General features: G+C 71.9%; 18 protein-coding genes and 2 pseudogenes. 8 read left to right on the top strand and 12 right to left on the bottom strand.

Annotation, left to right across the window (positions count from 1 at the left end; genetic code table 11):
• A pseudogene (locus EAO75_RS03485) lies at positions 1-973 on the top strand (hypothetical protein); the annotation flags it as partial.
• 19 nt (positions 974-992) lie between these two features.
• On the opposite strand, the gene EAO75_RS03480 reads toward EAO75_RS03485, so the two are convergent.
• The 5 genes and pseudogenes from EAO75_RS03480 to EAO75_RS03460 all read right to left on the bottom strand — a co-directional run.
• On the bottom strand, positions 993-3920 hold the full coding sequence (locus EAO75_RS03480) for a SpoIIE family protein phosphatase (RefSeq protein WP_147993514.1): 2928 nt from the start codon (positions 3918-3920) through the stop codon (positions 993-995).
• Between the two features lie 265 nt (positions 3921-4185).
• Positions 4186-4587 (bottom strand): ATP-binding protein, encoded by a 402-nt coding sequence (locus EAO75_RS03475; RefSeq protein ID WP_261989138.1) that lies wholly within the window; start codon positions 4585-4587, stop codon positions 4186-4188.
• A gap of 128 nt (positions 4588-4715) precedes the next feature.
• Complete coding sequence (locus EAO75_RS03470) at positions 4716-5114, bottom strand: (deoxy)nucleoside triphosphate pyrophosphohydrolase (RefSeq protein ID WP_147993512.1); 399 nt, start codon at positions 5112-5114, stop codon at positions 4716-4718.
• A 30-nt stretch (positions 5115-5144) separates the two neighbouring features.
• Positions 5145-5336 carry an SPOR domain-containing protein gene (locus EAO75_RS03465; RefSeq protein ID WP_030967771.1) on the bottom strand — a complete coding sequence of 64 codons (192 nt, stop codon included), beginning with the start codon at positions 5334-5336 and terminating at the stop codon, positions 5145-5147.
• A gap of 68 nt (positions 5337-5404) precedes the next feature.
• Positions 5405-5692: pseudogene (locus tag EAO75_RS03460) on the bottom strand (rod shape-determining protein); the annotation flags it as partial.
• A gap of 77 nt (positions 5693-5769) precedes the next feature.
• Between EAO75_RS03460 and EAO75_RS03455 the strand changes: the two are divergent.
• A complete protein-coding gene (locus tag EAO75_RS03455; protein WP_147993511.1) occupies positions 5770-6804 on the top strand; it encodes a rod shape-determining protein in 1035 nt (344 codons plus the stop codon).
• A 7-nt stretch (positions 6805-6811) separates the two neighbouring features.
• On the opposite strand, the gene EAO75_RS03450 is transcribed toward EAO75_RS03455, so the two are convergent.
• The 5 genes from EAO75_RS03450 to EAO75_RS03425 form a co-directional block, all read right to left on the bottom strand.
• Entirely contained in the window at positions 6812-8176 is a 1365-nt protein-coding gene (locus EAO75_RS03450) for a hypothetical protein (RefSeq protein ID WP_147993510.1), read from the bottom strand.
• A 484-nt stretch (positions 8177-8660) separates the two neighbouring features.
• Positions 8661-9413, bottom strand: coding sequence for a GntR family transcriptional regulator (locus EAO75_RS03445; RefSeq protein WP_147993509.1), 753 nt, complete (start codon positions 9411-9413; stop codon positions 8661-8663).
• Positions 9414-9572: 159 nt separating this feature from the next.
• Positions 9573-10784, bottom strand: a complete 1212-nt coding sequence (locus EAO75_RS03440; RefSeq protein WP_147993508.1) for a DUF4190 domain-containing protein — start codon at positions 10782-10784, stop codon at positions 9573-9575.
• Between the two features lie 487 nt (positions 10785-11271).
• Positions 11272-12852 carry a S8 family peptidase gene (locus tag EAO75_RS03430; protein ID WP_147993507.1) on the bottom strand — a complete coding sequence of 527 codons (1581 nt, stop codon included), beginning with the start codon at positions 12850-12852 and terminating at the stop codon, positions 11272-11274.
• 141 nt (positions 12853-12993) lie between these two features.
• A complete protein-coding gene (locus EAO75_RS03425; RefSeq protein WP_147993506.1) occupies positions 12994-13392 on the bottom strand; it encodes an ATP-binding protein in 399 nt (132 codons plus the stop codon).
• Between the two features lie 111 nt (positions 13393-13503).
• Here EAO75_RS03425 and EAO75_RS03420 point away from each other — a divergent pair, with 111 nt between their 5' ends.
• Both EAO75_RS03420 and EAO75_RS03415 read left to right on the top strand, forming a co-directional pair.
• A complete protein-coding gene (locus tag EAO75_RS03420) occupies positions 13504-14331 on the top strand; it encodes a helix-turn-helix domain-containing protein (protein WP_147993505.1) in 828 nt (275 codons plus the stop codon).
• The gene (locus EAO75_RS03415; protein ID WP_147993504.1) at positions 14328-14522 is read left to right on the top strand and encodes a DUF397 domain-containing protein; all 195 of its coding nucleotides are present in this window, start codon (positions 14328-14330) and stop codon (positions 14520-14522) included. The genes EAO75_RS03420 and EAO75_RS03415 overlap by 4 nt, the downstream gene beginning before the upstream one ends.
• On the opposite strand, the gene EAO75_RS03410 is transcribed toward EAO75_RS03415, so the two are convergent.
• Complete coding sequence (locus EAO75_RS03410; protein ID WP_147993503.1) at positions 14503-15333, bottom strand: oxidoreductase; 831 nt, start codon at positions 15331-15333, stop codon at positions 14503-14505. The genes EAO75_RS03415 and EAO75_RS03410 overlap by 20 nt on opposite strands.
• An 85-nt stretch (positions 15334-15418) precedes the next feature.
• Between EAO75_RS03410 and EAO75_RS03405 the strand changes: the two genes are divergently transcribed.
• Positions 15419-16324, top strand: coding sequence for a LysR family transcriptional regulator (locus EAO75_RS03405; protein WP_261989137.1), 906 nt, complete (start codon positions 15419-15421; stop codon positions 16322-16324).
• Positions 16325-16352: 28 nt separating this feature from the next.
• Here the strand turns inward: EAO75_RS03405 and EAO75_RS03400 are convergent, their stop codons facing one another.
• Positions 16353-18560 carry a DEAD/DEAH box helicase gene (locus EAO75_RS03400; protein WP_147993501.1) on the bottom strand — a complete coding sequence of 736 codons (2208 nt, stop codon included), beginning with the start codon at positions 18558-18560 and terminating at the stop codon, positions 16353-16355.
• A gap of 139 nt (positions 18561-18699) precedes the next feature.
• Here EAO75_RS03400 and EAO75_RS03395 point away from each other — a divergent pair, with 139 nt between their 5' ends.
• The 3 genes from EAO75_RS03395 to EAO75_RS46995 all read left to right on the top strand — a co-directional run.
• Positions 18700-22422, top strand: a complete 3723-nt coding sequence (locus EAO75_RS03395) for a DUF4132 domain-containing protein (RefSeq protein WP_147993500.1) — start codon at positions 18700-18702, stop codon at positions 22420-22422.
• Complete coding sequence (locus tag EAO75_RS03390) at positions 22419-23501, top strand: ATP-binding protein (protein ID WP_222723917.1); 1083 nt, start codon at positions 22419-22421, stop codon at positions 23499-23501. The genes EAO75_RS03395 and EAO75_RS03390 overlap by 4 nt, the downstream gene beginning before the upstream one ends.
• Before the next feature lie 29 nt (positions 23502-23530).
• A partial coding sequence (locus tag EAO75_RS46995) for a DUF5682 family protein (RefSeq protein ID WP_261989136.1) occupies positions 23531-24560 on the top strand: 1030 nt, incomplete at its 3' end.

The following is a 24560-nucleotide window of genomic DNA, read 5'->3' as shown; positions in this document are numbered from 1 at the left end:
GCATGCCCTGGTCGTCGCCGAGGGGCGGTTCCGGGAGCTGACCTGGCGGACCTCCGGAGCGGGCACGGTCCTGGGCGAGCTCGTCGAGCGGTACGGCCCCTCCGCGACCGCCGCCCTCGCGGGCCATGTCGAGCAGGCCAAGGACCGGCTGGTGTTCGCCACCACGCAGCTCAACCACGCCCGCCAGGCGGCCGACCTCGGAGACAACGGACGGGCCGCGGGCCGGCTGCGCGCCGCCGAGGGCGCCATCGCCCAGGCGGCGGCCTTCATCGACGGCGTCGAACGGCATGCCGGGGAACTCGCGCGGGCCTCGGGCATGGTTCCGGCGGCGCTGACCGGCGCCGAGGTGGAGATCGCAGGGGCCCGGGAAGCGCGGAGGTGGGTGAGAAGCCCGTACGCGGACATCCCTCCCGGCGAACTGCGCGCCCGCGTCGTCCATGCCGACCTCGTCCTGGCCGGCGTACGCGAAGAGCTGACCTCGGGGCGGCCGTACGACCCGCTCGACGTGCTGCGGCGGATCGTGCGGGGTGTGGCGCCCGTCGCCGCGGGGCGGGCCGGGGTGATCCCGGTCGCCGCCCTGGTGTGCGCGCGCAGCGCGGTCACCGGTGCGGACGACGTCGTCGCGACGCATCGGGCGGCGGTGGGCGGCGAGGCACGCACCAGGCTGGCCGAGGCCCGGCGACTGCTCGCTCCCCCGGCGCCCGCGCCGGCCGGGCGGGGGCCGCGAGCGGAACTCGCCGACCTCGTCTCGGCCGACACCCTGGCCCAGCAGGCCCACGAGCTGGCCGAACAGGACATCCGCCTGCACGGCCACCCCGCCGACGCCCCCGGCCACGACATCAGCGGCCGCACCGGAGCGGTCCTCGGCGGCATCCTCCTGCCGAACATGCCGAACATGCCGGCCGGCGGCCCACCCCCCAGCTTCGGCGGGCCTCGCAGCCACGACCGCCGCCCTGCCCCGACCGACGGCTGAGCCGCCCCGGCCCTCCGGCTCAGAACAGGCTCAGCAACGCCTCCGCCGGATCCATCAGGCCGTTCTCGCCGTCCGGTAGCGGTAGTTCGAACCACACCGTCTTGCCGCGTGGCGTGCGGCGGGAGCCCCATGCCGCGCTGAGGAGGCCGACCAGCTGGAGGCCCCGGCCGCCCTCGTCCGTGTCGCGGGCCCGTCGGCGGCGGGGCTGGACCAGGCCGGAGTCCCAGACCTCGCAGACCAGGGTGCGGTCCAGCAGGAGGCGGAGTCTGATCTCGCCCTCGCCGTAGCGCAGGGCGTTGGTGACCAGTTCACTGACGAGGAGTTCCGTCGTGTCGATCAGCGGCTCCAGGTCCCAGGACTGCAGTTGGCCGCGGGCGTACTCGCGGGCTCGGCCCACGCTGCGCGGCTCGCGGGGCAGGGTCCAGTCGCCGACCGAGCCGGCGGGCAGGCCCTGGACACGTGCCATCAGCAGCGCGATGTCGTCCTCGCCGTGGTGGGAGTCGAGGGTGTTGAGGACGTGGTCGCAGACGTCCTCCAGGTTGGGATAGGTGTCGGCGCGCGCCGCCGTCGTCGAGGGCTGCTGGTCGGGCGACGGGCGGGCGGGATCGGTGAGCGCGCCCACGAAGGCCTGGAGTCCCTCGTCCAGGGGGTGGTCGCGGGACTCGACCAGTCCATCCGTGTAGAGCGCCAGCAGCGCACCCTCCGGCAGCTCGACCTCGACCTCCTCGAACGGCTCCCCGCCCACGCCCAGCGGCATCCCCGGCGGCACGTCGAGCATCAGCGCCGACTCCCCCGGCTCGACGAGGACCGGCGGCAGATGGCCGGCGTTCGCGAAGGTGCAGCGGCGCGTGACGGAGTCGTAGACCGCGTACACGCACGTCGCCAGGTACACCTCGGACAGGTCCGCCTCACGGGGGCGGCGGGCCGCGCGGGTGGCCTGCTGGACGCCGCCGGGGGCGCCGAGGCCGCGTGCGATCTCGTCCAGCGCCGAGAGGACTTCCGCCGGTTCGAGGTCCAGCAACGCCAGCGTGCGTACGGCCGAGCGCAGTTCGCCCATCGCCACCGCCGCGCGTAGACCTCGACCCATCACGTCGCCCACGACCAACGCCGTGCGGTGGCCGGGCAGTTCGATGACGTCGAACCAGTCGCCGCCCACCTCGCTGGGCCGGTCGGAGGAGGAGTTGCCCGGCAGGTAGCGGCACGCGATGTCCAGTCCGGAGGCGACCGGGTCGCCGGGCGGGAGCAGGGACCGTTGCAGTATCAGCGCCCGCTCGTGCTCGCGCCGGTACAGCCGGGCGTTGTCGATGCACACCGCGGCACGCGCGGCCAGCTCGACCGCCAGATCCCGGTCCCGGTCGCCGAACGGCTCGCTGCCCTTCGTCCGGGCGAACTGCGCCAGTCCTACGACCGTGTCGTGGGCGACCATCGGCACGGCGAGCGTGGACTGCACGAGGCCGCCCTCCTCGCCGGGCAGATGCCGGGGCCGGGCGGTGCGCAGGGCGTCCGCGCAGGGCGAGTTGAAGGGGTAGTGGTGCACGGCGCCGACCGAGACGGGGGCGCCGCCGCCCACGAAGGGCGCGTCGGAGACCGCGCTGGCGAAGGCGACCCGGCGAAGTTCCGCGCTGCCGTCGGCGAGCCCGGGCGGGGTCTCGTCGCCGGCCAGGAGGCCCTGGTAGAGGTCGACGGTGGCCAGGTCGCAGAAGCCGGGGACGACGACGTCGAGGAGTTCGCGGGCCGTCGTCTCCAGGTCGAGGGAGTTGCCTATGCGGGCACCGGCCTCGTTCAGCAGGGCGAGATTGCGCCGGGCTGAGGCGGCCTCGCGGGCGGCGGCGCGACGGGCGGTGATGTCGATTCCGAGCCAGGCGATGCCGATGGGGCGGCCGCTGCCGCTGTGCACCCGGTAGAGGTTGACGGACCAGTGGCGGCGTTCGTCGGAGCCCGGCAGGAAACCGGTGACGTGCATGTCCGTGATGGAGTCGCCGCTCTCCAGGACGCGGCGCAGGGTGGCCGCGACGCGCTCGGCCTCGGGGCGCGCCAGATAGTCGTGGACGTCCTTGCCGCGGTGGTCGTCGGGTTTGCCGCCGAACAGGGAGGCGAACCGCTGGTTGGCCCGGCGCACCCGCAAATCCGGGTCGATCAGCACGAAGCCGAAGGGAGATTGACCGAAAATCGCCTGCGAGGCGGCGAGGTCGGTCTCCATCCGGCGCAGGGTGCGCACGTCCACGACGATGCACACGGCGGCCTTCTCGCCGTCCTCGGTCCGCGTCGGCATGACGTACACCTCGGCGAGCCCCTCCTGACCGGGCCGGCCGTCGGCGTCGTCCGGCACCCGGAAGGGGACCACGCCGGTCCACTCCCGCCCGTCGAGGATCTCGGTCATCTTGCGCTGGCCGTGCTCGCGCAGGTCCGGGTCGACGAACGCCTCTATGGGGTCCATGCCGACGGCCCGCTCGGAGGGGATGCCGAAGACCTGCTCGGCGCGCAGGCTCCACTGGTCGACCAGGCCGTCGGGACCGATGGAGAAGGACGCGACCTTGATGTAGTCGTAGATCGAGCCGGGCGGGCTGCTCTGCCAGACGGGGTCGCCGGGGCGGGGCTCGTCGAACGGGAACGCCGGGTCGGAGGCGAGTTCGCCCCGGACCGTGCCGACGTCGCTGGAGGGTTGCGTGTCACCGGAGGGTCGCGTGTCCCTGGAGGCTTGCGCGTCACGGGAGTTCCGCATGTCACGGGAGTTCTGTACGTCGCCGGAGTGCCGTGCGCTCCCCGAGATGTGTGTGTCCCGAGAGGCCCGTGTGTCCTGAGAGGCTTGCGAGGCCTGTGTGTCGTGGGACCGCTCGTCGGCCCCCGTCCTCGCGCCGTCCGACGGGTCCTCGGACTCCGTGGCCTTCGCTGGTATCTCGCTCACGCGAACCGTCCCCTCCAGCTCACCGCGCCCGGCACCGGTCACCGGCAGCGGCTGCCCGCAGTATCCAGCACTACGGCCCCGCACAACACGGTGTTCACGATCACAGCACGTTCCCGATGGTTTTCGGTCCCGGCCGCAGAAACACTTCCAGACTTCTAACCAGCGGACACGCAGTCGAATCACGCATCGCGACAACTGCCACTGGCCTGAACCATTCGTTCGACAGCGCGAGGGGCGTCGTACACGGCGATGGACGACTACTGACGGGTTGTACAGGGCCCGTGGACACCCGGCGCAACGCGCGGGGTCACTCCGGCACCGCGAGCTCGAACCACACCGTCTTGCCCGTGTTCCGTCCGGGTCTGGTACCCCAGCGGCGCGACGAGTGCGCCACGAGCTGGAGCCCGCGACCGCTCTCGTCCTCAAGATGGGCGACGCGTTCGCGGGGCGGGTCCGGGAGCGGGTCGGAGACCTCGACCAGGAGAACGTCACCGAGGCGGACGGGGCGCACCAGCCGTACACCGATGGGGCCCGTGGCGTGCCGCAGGGAGTTGGTCACGAGTTCACTGACCAGCAGCGCCGCGATATCGGCGAGGCTGTCCAGCTGCCAGGCGTACAGCCTGTCCCGGACGGCGACGCGGGCCGCCCGCACGGCACCCGCCTCCGCGGGGAAGCTCCACTCGGCGCACTCGCCATCGGTGTCGATCACGCCGATCACTTCCCAGGCCAACGGGTTCGCCTATGTCCGGTTTCACAGGGTTAATGGGCACATACCCGATATTCATGGGGCGGTACCGTGCGAAACGTAGAGGACACGTCAGGAATCCGGGAAGTTCCTCAGGGCTTCAGCCGCGCCGCCACCTCCCGGACGGCAGGCACATCCTGGTCCAGCCAGTCCACGTCCCAGAGTTCCCCGGGACCCAGCCAGCGCAGCTCGTCGTGATCCTGGAGGGGCTTGGGTTCACCCGTTCCGGGGAGGAGGCGGGCCGTCCACACATGCAGGACGTAGGGGGATTTCAGGGGCCAGGCCCCCGGTACGCGCTCGACCACCTCGGCGTCCACGCCGAGTTCCTCGCGCAGCTCGCGCGCGAGCGCCGCCTCGGGCGTCTCGCCGGGCTCGACCTTGCCTCCGGGCAACTCCCAGCGCCCGGCCAGTTCGACAGGCGCACTGCGGCGCGCTGCGAGAAGGCGCTCTCCGGCCAGCAGGGCGGCGCCGACCACGATCCGTTCCGTCATGCGCCGGAGCCTACGGGAGCTCAGGGGAAGTCAGTTGTCCGCGCTGTCGCCGTTCTGCGCGATCCGCTCGACCCAGTAGAGCTGCTTGTGGCCTCGGCTGTCGAGGCTGTCCGCGATCTTCTGGGCCTCGGCCCGGGTCGCGTACCGGCCGACGCGATAGCGATTGCCGTTGTCGTCCTGGCGGACGACGAGCCAGGGAAGAGTGATCGTGCTGTCGTTCATCGCGCCCCACCGCCCCTTGCCTCGCCGTTGGAATCTGGCCGTTTTCGCAGGTCGTCACGGGCGTACGTGGCATGCCGCACGGCGGCGGTGTCGACCTGGACGGAGCGGGCGAGGCCGGTGCAGACGTCACGGCCGTGGATCTCGGTGGAGGCCGGGCCGTGCGGGGTGAGTCCGTTGCCGGACAGGGCGAGCTGGAGCGGCCGTACGTTCTGGCTGGGCAGCATCAGCTCGTGCTCGTGCCGCAGGTGCTGCACGATCGCGTGGTCCACGGCCTCGCCGCCGACCCTGACCCGTTCGGCGGTGACGATGTTGCCGAGGGAGAGCACGGCGACCTCGGTCGCGGCGGCCCCGCACACACGACCCGACACACACCGAGCGAGGCCCGCCACCCACCCGGCGGACCCATGGTCTGCGCATTCCGGGAGGATCCCCCATGACCGCCACTCTGGAGCAGCTGCGCCGCTGCCACTTCGCCGTCGACCTGGGGGCGGCCAGGACCCGTGTCTATGTGAAGGGCGCCGGACTCGTCGTCGACCAGCCCTCCGTCGCCGCCGTCAACACCCGGACCGGCGCCCTCATCGCGGTCGGCGAGTTCGCGGAGCGGATGACCGGCCGCACCCCGGACTACATCCGCGTCATGCGGCCCGTCTCCGGCGGCACCGTCGTCGACATCGAGATGGCGCAGCGCATGCTGCGGCATCTGCTCGGCGACAAGATGCGCCGCGCCCTGCGCCGCAAGCCGTTCCTGCGCGCGGCGGCCTGCACGCCGCACGACGCCGACCCGCTCGCCCAGCGCGCGGCGATCGAGACCCTGGTCGGTCTCGGCGCGCGGCGCGTGGAGCTCGTCGACACCCTCATCGCCGCCGCCGTGGGCTGCGGACTGCCCGTGGAGCAGCCCGAGGCCAGCATGATCATGGTGTGCGGGGCCGCCGCGACCGAGGTCGCCGTGCTCTCCCTCGGCAACATCGTCACCGCCGAACGGGTCAGGGTCGGCGGCGAGGCCGTGGACCACGCGATCGTGCAGCACCTGCGGCACGAGCACGAGCTGATGCTGCCCAGCCAGAACGTACGGCCGCTCCAGCTCGCCCTGTCCGGCAACGGACTCACCCCGCACGGCCCGGCCTCCACCGAGATCCACGGCCGTGACGTCTGCACCGGCCTCGCCCGCTCCGTCCAGGTCGACACCGCCGCCGTGCGGGACGCCATCCAGACGCCGCTCACCGCCGTCCTCGACAGCATCGGCAAGGTGCTCCGCGACTGCCCGCCCGACCTGGTCGCCGACCTCGCCGACCGGGGCATCATGATGGTCGGCGGCAGCGCGCTGCTGCCCGGATTCGACCAGATGCTGCGTCAGGCGACCCGGATGCCGGTGCACATCGCCGAGCGGCCCGACATCTGCGCCGTACAGGGTCTGGGCACCATGCTGGAGGGCAAGGTCGAGCCGATGGAGCTGGATCCGGCCTCCTGAGCCGGGGTCAGCCCGTCGTCCGCGCGAGCTGCGCCGCCAGGACCGGCGCCAGGTCCCCCGCCTTCGCCAGGTCCTTGCGGTCGGCCGCGTCGCGGGCCTCGCGCAGGTCGGCCGTGATCGCGGCCGCCGCGGCCCCGGACGTGTCGTCCTTGAGCCGGTCCCAGACGAGTTCGAGGCTGGTGACGTCACCCGCGACGGCGCCCTCGTCCCGGGCGTCCGCGTCGATCCCCAACTGCCGTGCCCACAGGCCGAACCGCGCCAGGTCCACGGTCCGGACCGGCTCGTACCGCAGCCGCAGGTCCGAGGTGTTCTGCGCCACGCGCAGCGCGGCGGCGAGCGTCTCCTCGTCGTTCTTCGCGACCACGGCCTTGTCGAGCGCGTCGAGGTCGCGCGTCATCTGCCTCTCCAGCAGTTTCGGTACGGGGTCGGAGTCGCGGTACGCCGTCCACGCGGCCTGCGCCGCGCCCAGGTCGGCGTCGGTGACCTCGCCGTCCTGCACGGCCCGTGCGGTGCGGTCGAGAGCCGTCAACCGCGGTGGCAGGGGCCCGGGTTGGGCATCGGTAGGCGAGGCGAGCGACACCGCCTCAAGGTCGCCGCCGTCGTTGCCGGTGGAGAACTCGCCGTAGCCGGGGGCGAAGGTCTTGTCCTCGGTCGAGCCGTCCATGTGCAGTTCGTGCACGGTGATCGCGCCGTCGACCTTCCCGTACGGCCCGTCGACGGTCCGGTCGGTCTCCTTCACCGTGACCTCCTCGAAGACGACGCCGGGCAGGTTCTCCGGCCGGTAGACGTCGCCCCGCTCCGGCTGCGCCGGCATGATCATCGCGGCGGGCGCCTTGTCGCGGCCCGCCTGCCAGGTGCCCTCGGTGTCCGCGACGACGCCGTCCTCGTAGTTGAAGACGTCCTCGCCGAGGTACCAGACGGACCCGTCGTCGGCCTGGGCGTACCAGTCGAGGGCGACCTCGTGGATCCGGCCGCCCGCGAAGGCGACGTACTGCGAGGTCAGGGTCTGGATCTTCCGGCCGTCGAGGGTGATGGTCCTGGTGTCGGGCAGCGTGCTGACCTCGGTACGGAAGGGTGCGCCGTCGACCTGGCCGCCCATGACGACCTGGTCGACCTCGCTGGTGGGGTGGAGGGGGTTGGTGACGTCGGTCGGGTGGGAGAACGTCGGCTCGCCCAGGTCGACCCGGTCGCTCTCCGGCGCGAGCGGCAGGCACTCCTTGCCCGTCTCGCCGGTCGCCTCGTCGATGACGCGCACGCAGTCCGCGGCGCCCGTCCCCTCCGATCCGCCGGCGCTCCCGGAACAGGCACCGGCCATCAGCACGACGGCGCCCACGACGGCTCCCGGCCACAGGATCCTGCGATGGCTGTTCATGGCGGCCTCCTCGATGCCGGTCCGCCCCGGTCTCGACGCCGGTCCGATACGCCGAGGGTCCCCCGCGACCGCTGAACATCCCCTGAACGCCTCTGAACGCGCTGTCAGAAACCCGGTCAGGGCCCCGGCAGGCTCACTCCCCCACGGACGGCAGCAACACCACGAACCGAGRCCCACCCGCGGTGTGTGCCGTGCCCCGCCCGATAAGGAAACCGCAATCCGCATATGCCCGAGCCTACGCCTAACCTTTACGCAGCGAATACGCCTTTTCACAAAGAGGTACGCAACCAGCCAAGTCGTAGGGGGCGCACGGCATCGAACGCGCCGTGCGGAGACCTCGATGCTTCCGGTCACAGGCATGCCACGTACGCCCGTGACGACCTGCGAAAACGGCCAGATTCCAACGGCGAGGCAAGGGGCGGGAGTTGAGGCCCGGACGACCGCAACTGCCGTGAAGGTGTGCGCTACCTCACCAGTGGGCGCGCTACTTCACCGGAAGGTGGTACGAGACCCGGTAGCGGTCGGCGGGGATCACCACGTCCGCCGTCTCCACCGGACGGCCCGACGCGTAGTAGGTGCGCTGGACGACGAGGACCACGTGACCCGGGACGCCGCCCAACGCCAGCAGTTCCTCCGCGAGGCCGGGGCGCGCGCCCACCTCCTCCGTCACGTTGTCCACGACGACGTCGATGGCCGCCATCCGCTCGACGACGCCCATGCCGCCGAGCGGGCCCTCCTCGGGCAGCATCACGGGGGTGCGGCCGGTGACGGCGAGGGGCTCCCAGGAGGTGGACAGCATCATCGCCTCGCCGGCGTCCCGGAAGAGATAGCGCGTGCACATCACGCGGTCGCCGGGCCGGATGCAGAGCCGCTCGGCGACGGCGACGCTGGCCTCGGCCTGCTCGCTGCGGGACTCCCAGGTGCCGCGCACCTCGCCGTCGGCCTGCTCCTGACGGAAGGGGGTGGCGCCGCTCGGCGGGCGGAATCCCGAGCGGGCGACCCGGCGGGGCACGGGCCGCTCCCGGACGTACGTCCCGGAGCCGGAGCGGCCCTCGACCAGGCCCTCGGCCATCAGCACCTTGCGCGCTTCCAGCGCGACGGTGTCCGAAACGCCGTACTCCTCGCGGATCCTGGCCTGGGACGGGAGGCGGGTGTGCGGTGGCAGCGAACCGTCGACGATCTTCTTGCGGAGATCACCCGCGACGCGCAGGTACGCCGGCTGCTCACCGAAAGTCACTGGCCGCTCCCATCAGGTTGTACAGACAGCAACAGCCTGGCAACCATGAGTTGTCTCACGCAAGCAAAGGCCAGAGAATCACTCGATGTGATGACTTGTGCCCCCCGAGGGCTTTACGCAGGCACTTTCTCCCCGCTATAGCCGCCCTCACACCTCGGTTCACACATCGAGACCACCGGCACCGCCGCTCTCGCCGCCACTGTCGGAGTCGTCCTCGTACGTCGGTACGGTGGTGTCCAGGCCCAGAGCTTTGCGGGCGGTGACGGTCGTGGGGCCGTCGACGTACTCGTACCCCTTGTCGTAGTGCGTGTAGTAGGTGTCGGCGTCCTTCGCCGCGGCCGCCTTCGCCCACTCCCTGCGGGCGGCCTCCATCTCCTCGATCAGGTCGGTGACCGGCTGCTTCGCGTCCGGCTGCCAGCTGTGCCCGCGCAGTGCCTCGATCTGTTCGCCGAGCACGGCGTGGACGTCCTTGGCCCAGGCCTGGTTGGCCGCCAGGTCCTCCTCGGGGTAGTCCTCGGGCTCCTCGTACAGCGCCGTGTCGACGGCGTTGGTCACGGAGAGGAAGATGCTCTGGTCCACATCCAGGGTCGTCGGGTCGCTGCGCAGCGAGCCGGTCAGCTTGCCCTTCTCCTCCGTGCTGCCGAACAGGCAGGTGATCTCGCGGTCGCCGAAGCGCCAGCTCTGCCGGGACGGGATGAAGTAGTACACGTCCACGTCCTCCGGTACGGCCCAGGTGTCCATGGCGTAACCGTCCTGGAGGGCATAGCACTTGTCGTCGGCGGTCCGGCTGACCTCGTCGTCGCCGGGGTAGTCGCCGCCCGGCAGGGTGACGACCGCGAAGACCTCGCCGTCGTGCGGGGCGGAGCAGGACACCGCGTCGACGTCGTACGCGTCCCCCTCCAGGTTGCCCGTCGGCGAGTCGAAGCAGTCGCCCTTGGCGAGCGCGTAGGCGGTGCCCTCGCCACTCGCCGCGTCCCTGAAGCCGTCCCAGAAGTCGGAGGCGCCGCCCGTGGACAGCGCCAGCGCCCACAGCACCAGCCCGACGGAGGACAGGATGGAACCGGCGACGGCCATGCCCTTGCCGCGCTCGCCCTTCTTCTTGATCTGCACCAGCGCGATCAGCCCCAGCACCAGACCCACCGCCGGCACGAAGCAGAGGATGCCGAGGACGAGGGCGCCGATGGCGACGCCGTTGACGGGCACGGGGCGTCCGTAGGGGCGGTAGGGGTGGTACCCGTACGGTCCCGGGGCGCCGGGTGGGCCATAGCCGTACGGCGACGGCGGTGCGTACTGCCCGTGCGCGGACGGCCCTTGGGCCTGCTCCGGGGACCCTTGTGGCTGGTGAGGTCCGGGAGGCGGAGGTATGGACACGAGTACCGTGCTCCTGGTTCGGGCGGCGGGAACGGGCGTACGACTGGGCGAATGGTAAGCGGGGAACGAGGGGGAGGGTCATGCCGGCGACGAATGCGACGATCCGGGCAGTGAACGAGCCGACCGCCCGGTGGGCGCAGGCGTCGGACCCCGCTGCCGGGGTCGGCACGGTCTTCTCGGCCGCGGGCGTGTGACCGCTGCTCGACTTCCTGGCGGACAACGCGGACGGAGCGGACGGCCCGGCACGGTCGGAGCCGGCGGACGCGGTCGGCCTCGCGYCGGACGAAACGGCGGGCGCGGCACGGGAGTTGCCCGGAGCGATGGGCGCCATGCGGCGATGTGGGTCCCGGCCTGCGCGTGGTGAAGGAGCGCGTCGCGAGGCCGCAGCCCCGCCGCACACGCCTCGTCCTCGCGGCGGGCCGGGTCACCGACCCGGAGCCGTACCGCGAGGACGAGGAGGACTAGTGAGTCAGGGGCACGACGAGGGCTAGAACTGCAGCGCCCAGGCGTCGATCCGCCCGGTGTCGATGTTCGCGTTGTCGCTGACGCGGAGCTTCCACGTGCCGTTGGCGGCCTCCGACGAGGCGTTCACCGAGTACGTGGTGTTGATGTTGTCCGAACTGCCGCCGGTGCCGTACGACTTCATCGTGTACGCCGTGCCGTCCGGGGCGATCAGCTGGACCTGGAGGTCGCCGATGTAGGTGTGCACGATGTGGACCTCGACGGCCAGGGCCGAGGGCGCGTTGCCGGAGACGCCGGAGACCGTCACCGGGGACTCGACCGTGGAGTTGTCGGCGATGGCGTAGTCACCGGTGTTCTCAAAGCGCGGGCCGGGCGGGGTGGTCGTACCGCCGCCGACGAAGAGCAGACGGTTGGGCGAGCCGGTGCCCGGGCTGGTGACGACGCCGGTCGTGGCGGCGGACGTCAGGGCCGTGGAGACCTGGGCCGGGGTGGAGGTGGGGTGGTCGGCGAGGTAGACCGCGGCCGCGCCGGCGACGTGCGGGCTCGCCATGGACGTACCGGAGATGGTGTTGGTCGCCGTGTCGCCGGAGTTCCAGGCCGAGGTGATGGACGAACCCGGCGCGAACAGGTCGAGCACCGAGCCGTAGTTGGAGTAGCTCGCCTTGGCGTCGGTCGAGGTCGTCGCGCCGACCGTGATGGCCTCCGTGACGCGGGCGGGCGACTTGGTGGAGGCATTGGTCGACTCGTTGCCTGCCGCCACGGCGAAGGTGACGCCGGAGGCGATGGCGTTGCGCACGGCCGTATCGAGGGCGGTGTCGGCGCCGCCGCCGAGGGACATGTTGGCGACGGCCGGCTTGACCGCGTTCTGGGCGACCCAGTCGATGCCGGCGACGACCTGCGCGGTCGTACCGGAGCCGGAGTTGTCCAGCACACGGACGCCGACGACCTTGGCCTTCTTGGCCACGCCGTACGAGTTGCCCGCGACCGTGCCCGCGACGTGCGTGCCGTGGCCGTGGCCGTCCTGGGCGGTGTTGTCGTTGTCGATGGCGTCGTAGCCGTAGGAGGCACGGCCGCCGAAGTCGCTGTGGGTGATGCGGACGCCGGTGTCGATGACGTACGCGGTCACGCCCTGCCCGGCCGAGTCCGGGTAGGTGTAGGAGCTGTTCAGCGGCAGGTTCTTCTGGTCGATGCGGTCCAGGCCCCAGGAGGGCGGGTTGGTCTGGGTCGCGTCGATGTGGAACGTGCGGTTCTGCACGACGGAGGCGACCGCCGGGTCGGCGGCGAGCCGCTTCGCCTCAGCCGCGGAGGCCTCGATCGCGTAGCCGTTCAGGGCCTTCTTGTACGTCCGCTCGACGTCGGCGCCGTACTTCTGGACGAGGTCACGCCCCGCCTTGGAGCCCGAACGGGCGTGGTCCGCCCTGAGGGTCACGATGTAGCTGTCGGCGACGGCGTTGGCCGCGCCCTGGTACTGGATGCGGCCCTCGGGGGCGGCGGCCGCGGCGGGGAGTGCGGAGACGAGGCCTGCGACGAGGGTCGCGGTGGCCGCTGCGCTGAGCGCGGCGAGTCTTCGCCTTGAGTCTCTGCGGGAGTTACGCATCACTGCCATCTGAGGGGTCCTCCTCAATCGGTGGTGCGCTTGTGGGGGTGACGCACGCCGACTGAGTCGACAGGGGCATGTCAATCAGCTGTGCCTTTCCTGTGCGTCAGGCGAAAGATTGAGGCCTCCACAGGAATTGCACAAGGGCCACTACACGGCGAACTCGGCCCAGACGACTTTGCCGGGGGTGCGGTCGGCTACGCCCCACTTGTCGGCCAACGCGCCGACCAGCAGCAGGCCGCGGCCGCCCTCGTCGGGGTCGTCGGGGGTACGGGGGACTCCGGTTCCGCTGTCATGGACCTCGACGCGGATGACGATGCCGTCGTAGCGGACGCGAAGGAGGAAGCCGCGGCCTGGTGGGACGCCGTGGAGGAGGGCGTTGGTCGCCAACTCGCTTACGCAGAGGAGGAGGTCGTCGGTGCGGTGCCAGTCGGCGAGGCTCCAGTACTTCAGCGACCACGCCGTCAACTGCCTGGCGGCGGGGATGGATCGACGGTCGCGAGCGTAGAACTGGTCGCGCTGGCAGGGGAGTTCGTTTGGGGCAATCACGGTACGAATGTCGCGCAGAGTCAGTAGCGTGCAGCAGTGCGTGAGCCCGTACGGAATTTTTGTACGGGCCCATGCTGGGGCGGTACTCCGCTGTGGGGAGTTAGGCAGGGCATGAACACCAAGAAACTGTCGCGGACGAAGAACCAGTCGACCATGCGGATGCTGGGCAAGCAGCTCCAGAGCGCCCGCAAGGCGGCGGGATACACGCAGAGTTCCCTCGCCCAGGTGGTCGAGCTGGACGAGGAGACCATCGCGTCGATCGAGCAGGGCAGGCGTCCGCTGCTGCCGCACGTCGCCGTCCGCCTGGAAGAAGTGCTGGACTCGAAGGGCATGCTGCTGGCGGGCATCGAGAACATGCCGGAGATCGATCAGTTTCCGCTCAACGCGGCGCAGTTCAACATTCACCTGCGCGAGGCCATTGCCATCTCCTGGTACGAGTGCCTCGTCATGCCCGGCCTGCTCCAGACTCCGGAGTACGCCCGCGCGGTTTTCCGGGAGCACGTACCCGCGTTCGACGAGGACAAGATCGAGACGAGGACGGCCGAACGAATCGACCGTCAAGAGATCCTGCGTCGGCCGTCTCCGCCGACGCTGAGCTTCGTCGTCTGGGAGCCGGTGCTCCATCTCCGCTTCGGTGGGGCGGAGGTCCGCCGCGCACAGCTCCAGCACCTGTGCGAGCTCACCGAACTCCGGCAACTCGTCCTCCAGATCCTGCCTCTTGACGCGCCCTCGCACGCCGGGATGGCAGGCCCGTTCACCATCCTGGAGACAGCCGACCACCAGCAGCTCGTCTACGCCGAAAGTCAGCTCGGCAGCCACTGGATCGCTGCCCCGGATGAGGCGGCCAACTTGGCCCACAAGTATGCGATGCTCCGGTCGCAGGCCCTTTCCCCGAAGGACTCCAGTCGCTTGCTCGACCGTCTGCGAGGAGAACAATGACCAGCACAGCACTCCGATGGTTCAAGTCCAGCTACAGCTCCGATTCAGGCACGGCCTGCCTCGAAGTCGCCTTCACCCCCCGCACCATCCATGTCCGTGACTCCAAGAACGACCCGGCGGACGGCCCCACTCTCCAGATAGGGCCCGCCGCCTGGACGGCGTTCACAGCCATCAGTCGTCGAAAGCCGTAACCCTGGCTCGCTTCTCCCACGCGGCCACGTCACCCCGCACCTGGTCGAGGTGACCGAGCACCGCATCGACCCCGTCGTCGCCCAACGGCAGCCGCAGCGGGGTCTGTTCGGCCTCCAGCGCGGCCAGGATCAGGGCCGCCGCCTTCGCCGGGTCGCCGGCCTGGGTGCCGTCGCCGCCGGAGACGAAGCCTCGGGTCCGGCTCACCTTGGGGTACAGGCCGCTGTCCGTGCTGGTGCCGGCCCGCCCGGTCTTGAACAGCGCCGTTCGGAACGAGCCCGGCTCCACGATCAGCACCTTGATGCCGAACTCGGCGACCTCGTCCGCGAGCCCCTCGGACAGCCCCTCCAGCGCGAACTTGGTTCCGCTGTACGCCGAGAAGCCCGCGAAGGACATCTGGCCGCCCATGCTGCTCATCTGCACGATCGCCCCGGAGCGCCGCTCACGCATGTGCGGCAGCACGGCGCGGGTCAGGGCGACCGGCCCGAAGACATGCACCTCGAACAGCTCGCGCAGCTCCTGCTCGGTGGTCTCCTCGAAGGCGCCCACGTGCGTGCGGCCCGCGTTGTTGACCAGGACGTCGATCCGACCGTGCCGGGCGATCACATCCCGTACGGCGGCCTCAGCAGCCCCCGTGTCGCCGACGTCCAGGCGCAGCGCCTCCACCTGGTCGGGGTGTGCGGCCACGAGATCGGCCAGCCCCTCGGGCCGCCGTACCGCACCCACCACGACATCGCCGTCGGCGAGGGCGGCCTCCGCGATGGCCCGTCCGAAACCGCTGCTCGCGCCGGTGATCAGCCACACCTTGTTCATGACAGCTCCTCTGTTGCCGTGATGTGGACCAGCCTGCTGCGGAATGGCGTTGCCCGTCCAAGACCCACGCTGATAACCGATGGTTATGACCATGGACGTTCATGTACGGGATCTGCGCTACTTCGTCGCGGTGGCCGAGGAGCTGCATTTCACCCGCGCGGCCGAGCGGCTGTACGTCTCCCAGCCCGCGCTCAGCAAGCAGGTGCGGGCGCTGGAGCGGCAGCTGGGTGTGGAGCTGTTTCGCCGCGATCCGCAGGGCGTGACGCTCACCGGGGCGGGCGAGGCGCTGCTGCCGCACGCCCGGCGGGTGCTGGACGCCTGGTCGCAGGGGGCGGCGGCGTTGGAGGCCGCCCGGGCGGCGGCGCGCGGCACGCTGGTGGTGGGCATGAGCACCAGCCCCGGTCGAGGCGGCCTGCTCCCCGCGATCCGCTCCCGCTTCACGGCAGCCCACCCGGACACCGTGCTGCGGCTGCGGCAGGTGAGCTGGGCGGACGCCACCGCCGGGCTGGCGGACGGCGACGCCGACGTCGCCTTCGTCTGGCTGCCGCTGCCGGACGCCGACCGTTACGGCTGGACGGTGGTCGCGCGGGAGTCCCGACTGGTCGCCCTTCCGGAGACCCACCGCCTCGCGTCCCGGCCCGAGATCGATTTCACGGATCTGGTGGACGAGCCGTTCCTAGCTCTGCCGCCCAGCGCGGGTCCGTTGCGTGACCACTGGCTGGCCATGGAGGAGCGGGGAGGGCGCCCACCGCGCATCGGGGCGGAGATCGCGAGCACGGAGGAGACGTACGAGGCGCTGGTCGCGGGGCTGGGGGTCTGCCTGGTGGCCACGGGCAACGCTCCGTTGATCAGCCTGGGTGGCGTGGTGACGCGTCCGGTGCGCGGGCTGTCGCCGAGCCGGTACGCACTGGCGTGGCGCCGGGAGGACGCCGGGCGACCCCTCGTACGGGCGTATGCGGAGGTCTGCCGGAGAGTGGCGGGAGGGGAGTGAGACGTACGGCCGTGTGGCCGCTTCTCGTTCACGCCCGTTCGGTCACGGGCTCGGTCGGGGTAGTGCCCAGCCGTGCCTGTTCCTCCTCGACGATGTGGCGGGCCAGGGCGATGTCCGAGATGTCGACGGCGTCCGGGGTCGCCTCGGCGACCGCGCTGCGGCGGGCGTAGGCGTCGAACAGGCGGGACTTGTTCTCCAGCATCCGCACCAGCCGTTCGTCCACTCCGCCCGTGCACAGCAGGCGGTGCACCTGGACCGAGCGGACCTGGCCCATGCGGTGGGCGCGGGCGACCGCCTGGTGTTCGACGGTGGGCTTGAGCTGGGGCTCGCAGAGGATGACGACGGAGGCGGCCTGCATGTTGAGGCCCACGCCGCCGGCCTCGATCTGCGCGAGCAGGACCGCGTGGCCGGGCGCGGCCGCGAACTCGTCGACGAGCTGCTGCCGACGGGCGGGCGGCACGCTGCCGGAGATCGGGCCGAAGACCTGGGGCTCGTTCGACTTGGTTGCGAGCGCGCTCTGCGTCACTCCGAGGACGTCGCGGAAGGCCGAGAACACCACGACCTTGAGCCCGTTCTCGGCGGCCTCCGCGGCGATCTCGCGCAGCCGGTCCAGCTTCGCCGACCGCTCGGGACGCGCGTACGCCGCCCTGCGCATGGCCATGAAGTTGCCGGCGCGCACCGCCTCGCGGTACGCCTCCTCGTCCTGCGCGCTGGGCTCCTCCCACTCGTCCGTGTGCTGGAGCGCGGGGAGTTCGGTGAGGACGTCCTGCTGGTTGCGGCGCAGATAGACCGGTGCGACCGCCTTGCGGAACGCCTTGGAGCCCGCCACGCCGTCGTGGTCGTCGACGCTCTCGGCCAGCTCGGGCTGGAGGATCCGCACCAGGCTGCGGAATTCCTCGACGCGGTTCTCCATGGGCGTACCGGTCAGGAACAGCACGCGGTCGCAGTGCTCCGCCCACTCGGAGACGGCCATCGAGCGGCGGGTCCTGGGGTTCTTCACGAAGTGCGCCTCGTCGACGACGAGCATGCCCAGCTCGCCGCCCCCGGGCACCGGGAAGCCGCGCAGGGCGTCGAAGGTGGTGACCGCGACGCCGCCCCGCCCCTTCCAGTCGGCGAAGGCGTCCTGCCGGTCCGGGCCGTGCAGTGGGCTTGCCCGCAGTGCGCTGCGCTTGTCGATCTCGCGGGTCCAGTTGATGAGCACGCTGGCCGGGCAGACGACCAGGAAGTGGCTCTCGCCCTCGCCGGCGAGGTGCGCCAGCGCGGCGATGGCCTGGATCGTCTTGCCGAGCCCCATCTCGTCGCCGAGGATCACCCGGCGCTGAGCGAGGGCGAAACGGGTGCCGAAGGCCTGGTAGCCGCGCAGGGAGACCCGGCGGTGCGTGTCGTCCAGCGTCTGGGTCCTGACCCGCTCGGCCACCTCGTCCGGCAGGAACCCCTCGGCCGCCGCCGGGTCGGGAGCGCGGCCCGAGAGCTCGGCGAGCAGGCCGTAGTACTCGGCGGAGCGGAGCTCGAAGTCGACCAGGGCGGCCACGTCGGACTCCGGTCGGCGCAACAGGTCGACCGAGGCCTGGGCGAGCAGGTGCGGCACCTCGTCCTGGTCGGCCTGCGCGGTCAGGGTGCGGACCTCGGCCAGGGCCGCCAGCGCGCGCTCCCGTCCGGCCCGGCCCGCGAGCAGCATGCGCAGCCGCCCGGCCGTGGGCGCCGCGTCGGCCAGCGGCGGTCCGAGCCGCTCGGTGAGCGTGCCGGCCGTGCCGACGGCCCGGCGGGCCTCGGGGCCCGCCTCCACCAGGACGTTGAGCGCGACGACCAGTGCGGTGGTCCGGGGCTCCGGCCGGTCCACGTCGATGTGTACGGCGATGGTGTCGCGTACGGCGTCGGCGATCCGCCGGGCGGCGGCCACCGTCTGGTCGGCCGTCTGCCGTCCGACGCCGGGCAGTTGCCGTAGCCGGTACGGACCGGCGTCCAGGACCTGTCCGACCGTACGGAAGCCGCCCTTCTCCACCTCGCCCAGGCGCAGCCTGCCTTCGGTGAGGTCCTTCAGACGGGCCACCGGGATGCCGTCCAGCTCGCGGCGGGCCAGGTCGTCATGGATCGGTTCGAGGGCCGCGTGCACGGCCTCGACGGCCCGCGCGTGATCGTCGACGACGGCCTGCGCCGCCTCGAACAGCCGCCGCCCCCTGGCCACCGCCTCCCAGAACTTCGCCGACCCGTCCCCGACAAACTCCCAGCGCCGCACGGCCCCTCCCCTTCGCCGACCCCCCGGCCGGTGATCGCTCGATCAACTGGCCGCCACAGTAGAGGGGCCCACTGACAACGACGCCACGTGCGGGTGGCGACACCCCCCGTCCCCAGGGGTGGCAGGATGCGGGGACGCGATGGGAGGGGCGAGAGGGGCCGTGCGGCGCTGGGAGTTTGTCGGGGACGGGTCGGCGAAGTTCTGGGAGGCGGAGGCCGAGGGGGCCACTGTCACCGTGCGCTACGGGCGGGTCGGCGCGGAGGGTCGTACGCAGCTGAAGGAGCTGGACTCGTCCGAGGCGGCCGAACTCCATCTGGCGAAGGTGATCGCGGAGAAGGAGCGCAAGGGGTATCGGGAGGTCTCGGCCGAGGTCGAGGCGCCGGTCGGCGGCGGGGTCTCGGCGTCGACCTCGGCGTCGACCTCGGCCTCGGCCCCTGCCTCCACCTCCACCTCTGCCTCCGCCTCTGCCTCTGCCTCTGCCTCTGCCTCTGTCGAGGATTCGGCGCAGGTTGGGGAGTCGGCGCCCGCCTCGTCGGACGAGGTCGTCCTGCCCGACGAGGAGACCTTCGAAGTACCGGCAGCCTGGCGGCGGTTGGTCCACCCGAGGCGGGGCGGGATCAGGCGTGGTGCCGTCGCACCGCGCAAGGACGCCGAGGAGCTGGTGGCCGGCCGGCTGAAGGAGGAGGCGGACTGGGTCGAGCAGATGCTCTCCTCCCCGCTGAGCGACGCCCGGCTCGTCGACGCGGCCCGCGCGCATCTGAGCGGGAGTCCCAGCCCGCTCGGCGCGGCCGCCCTGGCCGCGATGACCATGCACTACCAACTCCCCAGCGGGGTCTTCGTGGACACCTGGGTCCATGACCACGGCCTGGCCTTCGCCGCGCGGGCGGTCGTGGAGTACTTCGACATCGAGGCCTACTGGCTGCAGTACGGCATGAACCGGCAGGATCCCCGGCTGCGCCCCCGGCCCGTCGGTGGCCGTGTCGAGACCCAGTGGGCGCGCCCCCACTTCGCCGACCGGATGCGGGCCCTGCTCGCCGCGGCCGACGAGGTCTCGTACAGGGAGGCCGTCGCCGCGCTCGCGCCGTGCCGGGTCGCGGAGCGCGGTCGCATCGTCGTGTCCTATCTGGTGCCCGGCGAGCGGGAGTGGGCCGCCGAGTGCTGCACGGGCGAGGTCGCGGACGACCCGCTGCTCCGGGAGATGCTGCTGTGCTCGATCGGCTCCCCGGACGAGCTCGGCCACTTCGGCGGCCGGCTGCATCTGCACTGGGGCGGCTGGTCGATGGCGTTCGTCGCCACGCTCGCCGAGGGCACCGGCACCGCCTTCGCGCCGATGCTGGAGGAGGGGCTGGACGTCGCGTACGGCTCCGACCGGACCAAGGCCCTCGCCGGTGCCCTGGTCGAGTTCCCCTCGGACGACGCCTTCGGCATCCTTCTCGCCCGCGTCGAGGACAAGCACGTCCGCCCGCATCTGCTGGAGGCCATGCGGCGTTACCCGGTCCGCGCCCTGCGCCTGCTGGGCAAGGCGGCGCTCGGCTCCGCCAAGTACGCGTCGATGGCACAGCAGTTGCTGGCCGCGCACGTCCATACGCACCGGAAGCTGACGGCCGCCGTGCTGCCCGACCTGCCCGCGGCCGTCGCCGACCTCGTCGAACCGATGCTGACCAGCAGTGACCGAGTGGCCGACGCCCCGCCGCAGGCGCTGCCCGCGCTGCTGGTCAGCCCGCCGTGGGCGAAGAAGCGTACGGCCCGCAAGGCGCGCGTGGCGGACGAGAGGCCGATCGTCCCGCAGGCCCGGGTCGCCTGGCTGCCGGGTGAGCAGGAGGAGTGGGCCGGCACCAAGTGGTGGTACGCCGAGTGGCGCAAGGATTACACCTGGGCCAAGGAGATCGAAGCCCTCCAGCGGGGCGAGCAGTTGAAGGACGTCCGGGACGTCCAGCTGTTCATCGACAGGCCCGAGGACGTCGTACGACCGCTGCTGGCCGTCTGTGCCCCCAAGGACTACTGGGACGGTGAGCCCCCTCTCAAGCGGGTCGCGGCCAAGCACGAGATGCACGCCCTGCCGTTGCTGCTGCACGCCGCCGCCCGGCATCCCTCCACCCTGGGGACGCCGGTCCTGCCGTATCTGAGTGTCGAGGTCGCCGCGCTGGTGTGCGACTGGCTGGCCCGCCTGAAGTCGGCCGACGCGACGGCCCGCGCGTGGCTGGTGCGGCACGGTCTGGCCGCCGTCCCGTTCCTCGTCCCGCACGCGGTGGGCAAGCCCGGCACCGTGCGCCGGGGCGCCGAGCAGGCGCTGCGGCTGGTGGCGGACGCCCGGGGCGGGGAGGCGGTGCTGAAGGCGGTCGCCGAGTGCGGGCAGGAGGCCGCGGTCATCGTCGAGGAGATGCTGTCCGCCGATCCGCTGGAGAGCGCCCTTCCGGCGCGAATGCCGGCCGTGGGTGCCTGGGCCGACCCCGCGCTGTTGCCGCAGATCCTGCTGAAGGAGGGCGGTGCGCTGCCCGCCGACGCGGTACGCCACGCCCTGACCGTGCTGGCGGTGTCCAAGCCCGGCGAGGTCTACCCCGGCCTCGACGTGCTGACCGAGCACTGCGCCGCCGACTCCCTGGCGGTCTTCGCCTGGGGCGTGTTCGAGCAGTGGCGGCTCGCCGGGATGCCCCCGAAGGAGAGCTGGGCGCTGCACGCGCTCGGCTGGCTCGGGGACGACGAGGCCGTGCGCCGCCTCACGCCCGTGCTGCGCGCGTGGCCCGGCGAGGGGGCGCACCACAGGGCCGTCGAGGGGCTGAACGTCCTCGCGGCCATCGGCACCGACGTGGCGCTGCTGCATCTGCACGGCATCGCCCAGCGCGTGCCGTTCAAGGCCCTGAAGGTCCGCGCCCAGGAGAAGATCGCCGAGGTCGCCGAGGGTCTGGGCCTGACGGCCGAGCAGCTGGGCGACCGGCTCGTCCCGGACTTCGGGCTGGACGCCGACGGCAGCACGGTCATCGACTACGGCACCCGGCAGTTCACGGTCGGCTTCGACGAGCAGCTGCGCCCGTACGTGCGCGACGCCGACGGCAAGCCCCGCAAGGCCCTGCCCGCGCCCGCCGCCAAGGACGACCCCGAGCTCGCGCCGGCCGAGCGCAAGCGGTTCGCCGCGCTGAAGAAGGACGTCCGTACCGTCGCCGCCGATCAGGTGCGGCGGCTGGAGGCGGCGATGGTCGGCCAACGGGCCTGGTCGGCCGCGGAGTTCCAGGAGCTGTTCGTGGCGCACCCGCTGCTGTGGCACCTGGTCCGGAGGCTGGTCTGGCTGAGCGAGGCGGACGGCGCGGTGACGGCGTTCCGGGTGGCGGAGGACCGTACGTTCGCCGACGTCGGTGACGACGAGCTGACGCTGCCCGAGGAGGCGAGCGTCCGTCTGGCGCATCCGCTGCACCTGGGTGAGGACCTCGGCGCCTGGTCGGAGCTGTTCGCCGACTACGAGATCCTGCAGCCCTTCCCGCAGTTGGGCCGGGCCGTGCACGCGCTCACCGAGGAGGAGGCCGCGAGCCACCGGCTGGCCCGATTCGAGCAGGCGACCGTGCCGGTCGGCAAGCTGCTCGGGCTCACCAAGCGCGGCTGGGAGCGGGGCGAACCGCAGGACGCGGGCGTGGAGCGCTGGTTCTCCCGGCGGATAGACGACCGCCGGTACCTGGTGATCGAACTCGATCCGGGTATCGCGGTGGGCATGGTCGAGGAGTTCGGCGACCAGGTCTTCGAGGCCGTCTGGCTCGACGACAGCCCCGGCGACCACTATCCGAGGCGGGACTATCCGCTGCGCTTCGCCGGGCTCGACCCGGTCATCGCCTCCGAGATCCTGGCCGACCTGACCGAGGTGACCTCGAAGTGACCATCACCGAGGAGCAGTTGCAGCGCCCACCCGCCGAGGTCCGCTACGCCGACGAGCTCGCCGCCCTGCGCGCGGCCGACGGCGACCCGCGCCCGCCGGGCTGGCAGCTCAGCCTGCGCGCCGCGCGCCGCTTCGTCGTCGGCGACGAACGGGCAGGCGTCAGCCGCAAGTTCGTCGGCAACGTCTCCCTGGTGGAGCGGTCCCTGGTCACCCTGGCCACCAACCGCGGTCTGATGCTGGTGGGAGAGCCGGGCACGGCGAAGTCGCTGCTGTCCGAGCTGATCGCGGCGGCCGTCAGCGGCAGCTCCGCGCTCACCGTGCAGGGCGGCGCGGCCACCACCGAGGACCAGATCAAGTACTCGTGGAACTACGCCCTGCTGGTTTCCGAGGGCCCCTCGCCCCGCTCTCTCGTCCCCGCGCCCATGCTGCGGGGCATGACCGAGGGGTGCGTCGTGCGCTTCGAGGAGATCACGCGCTGCCCGCTGGAGGTGCAGGACTGCCTGCTGTCGCTGCTGTCCGACCGGGTCATCGCCATCCCCGAACTGGACGGGCCGCAGGGCATGGTCTTCGCCCGGCAGGGCTTCAACGTCATCGCCACCGCCAACACCCGCGACCGCGGCGTCAACGAGATGAGCGCCGCGCTCAAACGCCGCTTCAACTTCGAGACCGTCTTCCCCATCCCCGACTTCGACACCGAGCTCGCCCTCGTCGAGGCCGAGGCCACGGCGCTGCTGCGGCAGTCCGGGGTGGAGGCGGCGCCGCGCCGGGACGTGCTGGAGGTCCTGGTGGGCACCTTCCGCGAACTGCGGGGCACGGCCGGGCGGGGCGAGCGGATGTCGACGGTGATGAGCACCGCCGAGGCCGTGTCCGTCGCGCACGCGGTGGGGGTGCGCGGCTGGTTCCTGCGCGGCGAGGCGGGCAGCGCCGCCGACGTCGTGGCGAGCCTTGCGGGTACGGCCGCGAAGGACAGCCCGGAGGACCTCGCCCGGCTACGTCGGTTCCTGGAGCAGGAGGTCTCGCGGCGCAAGGGCGGGCAGTGGCAGGCGTTGCACGACGCGCGGCATTTGCTGGCGGACTGATGCCGGGCACTTCGAGGACCGTGGACGCGATGCCGCCCGCCGTCGGCCGCGCCGTCTTCCTCGGCGTACGGCACCATTCGCCCGCGTGCGCCCGGCTGGTCGGCCGGGCGATCGAGGAACTGCGGCCCGCGTATGTCCTGGTGGAGGGCCCGGCCGACATGAACGACCGGCTGGGCGAGCTGCTGCTCGGGCACCGGCTGCCGGTCGCGGTGTTCAGTCACTACCGGGACGAGACGCGCGTCGCGACCTCGTGGGCCCCGCTGTGCGACTACTCCCCGGAGTGGGTCGCGCTGCGGGACGGCCATGCCTCGGGCGCCGAGGTCCGCTTCATCGACCTGCCCTCCTGGCACCCGGCGTTCGCCGAACGCGCCGACCGGCAGACCAACCGCTACGCCGACGCCGAGGCGAGGTACGCGGAAGCGACGGAGCGGCTGTGCGCGCACTTCGCCGTGGACTCGGTGGACGCGCTGTGGGACGGGTTGTTCGAGATTGCGGACGGGGGTGATGTCGCGGACCCGGGCGCTTTCGCGGACCCGGGCGCTTTCGCGGACCCGGGTGATAGCGCGAACGCGGGTCGCATCGCGGACGCGGGTGGCATCACGGACGCGGGTGGCATCACGGACGCGGGCGATCCGGATGACCCCGCTGGCCCCGGTGGCCCCGGTACCCCGGACGACCTACAGGCGCGCCTCGACGCCTACTTCGAGCTGGTGCGCGGGGACGCGGAGGCCGACGCCGGTGACCGGGCGCGCGAGGAGTACATGGCGTCCTGGGTGCGGGCCGCCCTGGCACACGCCGGGGAGCGACCCGTGCTGGTGGTGACCGGGGGCTTCCACCAGCCGGCGCTGCGCGCGTTGACGTACGGGAGCGACGGCGGGGGTGACCTCCGATCCGACGTCCCCGAGCTGCCCGACCGACCCTCCGGCCGATCCTCCGGTCGGCTCGACCACCGGCCCTCCGACCAGCCCTCCAGGCCCTCCGAACACCCCGCCGTCGCTCCCGTACGTCAACGCGCGCAGCGCCGGCTGGTGGAAGCCCCCGGTCACCACCAGCACGGGT

The organism is Streptomyces sp. UW30, from assembly GCF_008042075.1.
GTDB lineage: Bacteria > Actinomycetota > Actinomycetes > Streptomycetales > Streptomycetaceae > Streptomyces.
Note: the sequence above shows the minus strand (reverse complement) of the source record. Positions and strands in the feature narration are given on the sequence as shown.

What these genes read in the sequence shown, in the direction of transcription:
- EAO75_RS03470 (WP_147993512.1), bottom strand. Translation starts at nt 5,114, where the DNA reads ATGACGGAACGGATCGTGGTCGGCGCCGCCCTGCTGGCCGGAGAGCGC.
- EAO75_RS03465 (WP_030967771.1), bottom strand. Translation starts at nt 5,336, where the DNA reads ATGAACGACAGCACGATCACTCTTCCCTGGCTCGTCGTCCGCCAGGAC.
- EAO75_RS03455 (WP_147993511.1), top strand. Translation starts at nt 5,770, where the DNA reads ATGACCGCCACTCTGGAGCAGCTGCGCCGCTGCCACTTCGCCGTCGAC.
- EAO75_RS03450 (WP_147993510.1), bottom strand. Translation starts at nt 8,176, where the DNA reads ATGAACAGCCATCGCAGGATCCTGTGGCCGGGAGCCGTCGTGGGCGCC.
- EAO75_RS03430 (WP_147993507.1), bottom strand. Translation starts at nt 12,852, where the DNA reads ATGGCAGTGATGCGTAACTCCCGCAGAGACTCAAGGCGAAGACTCGCC.
- EAO75_RS03420 (WP_147993505.1), top strand. Translation starts at nt 13,504, where the DNA reads ATGAACACCAAGAAACTGTCGCGGACGAAGAACCAGTCGACCATGCGG.
- EAO75_RS03415 (WP_147993504.1), top strand. Translation starts at nt 14,328, where the DNA reads ATGACCAGCACAGCACTCCGATGGTTCAAGTCCAGCTACAGCTCCGAT.
- EAO75_RS03410 (WP_147993503.1), bottom strand. Translation starts at nt 15,333, where the DNA reads ATGAACAAGGTGTGGCTGATCACCGGCGCGAGCAGCGGTTTCGGACGG.
- EAO75_RS03405 (WP_261989137.1), top strand. Translation starts at nt 15,419, where the DNA reads ATGACCATGGACGTTCATGTACGGGATCTGCGCTACTTCGTCGCGGTG.
- EAO75_RS03395 (WP_147993500.1), top strand. Translation starts at nt 18,700, where the DNA reads ATGGGAGGGGCGAGAGGGGCCGTGCGGCGCTGGGAGTTTGTCGGGGAC.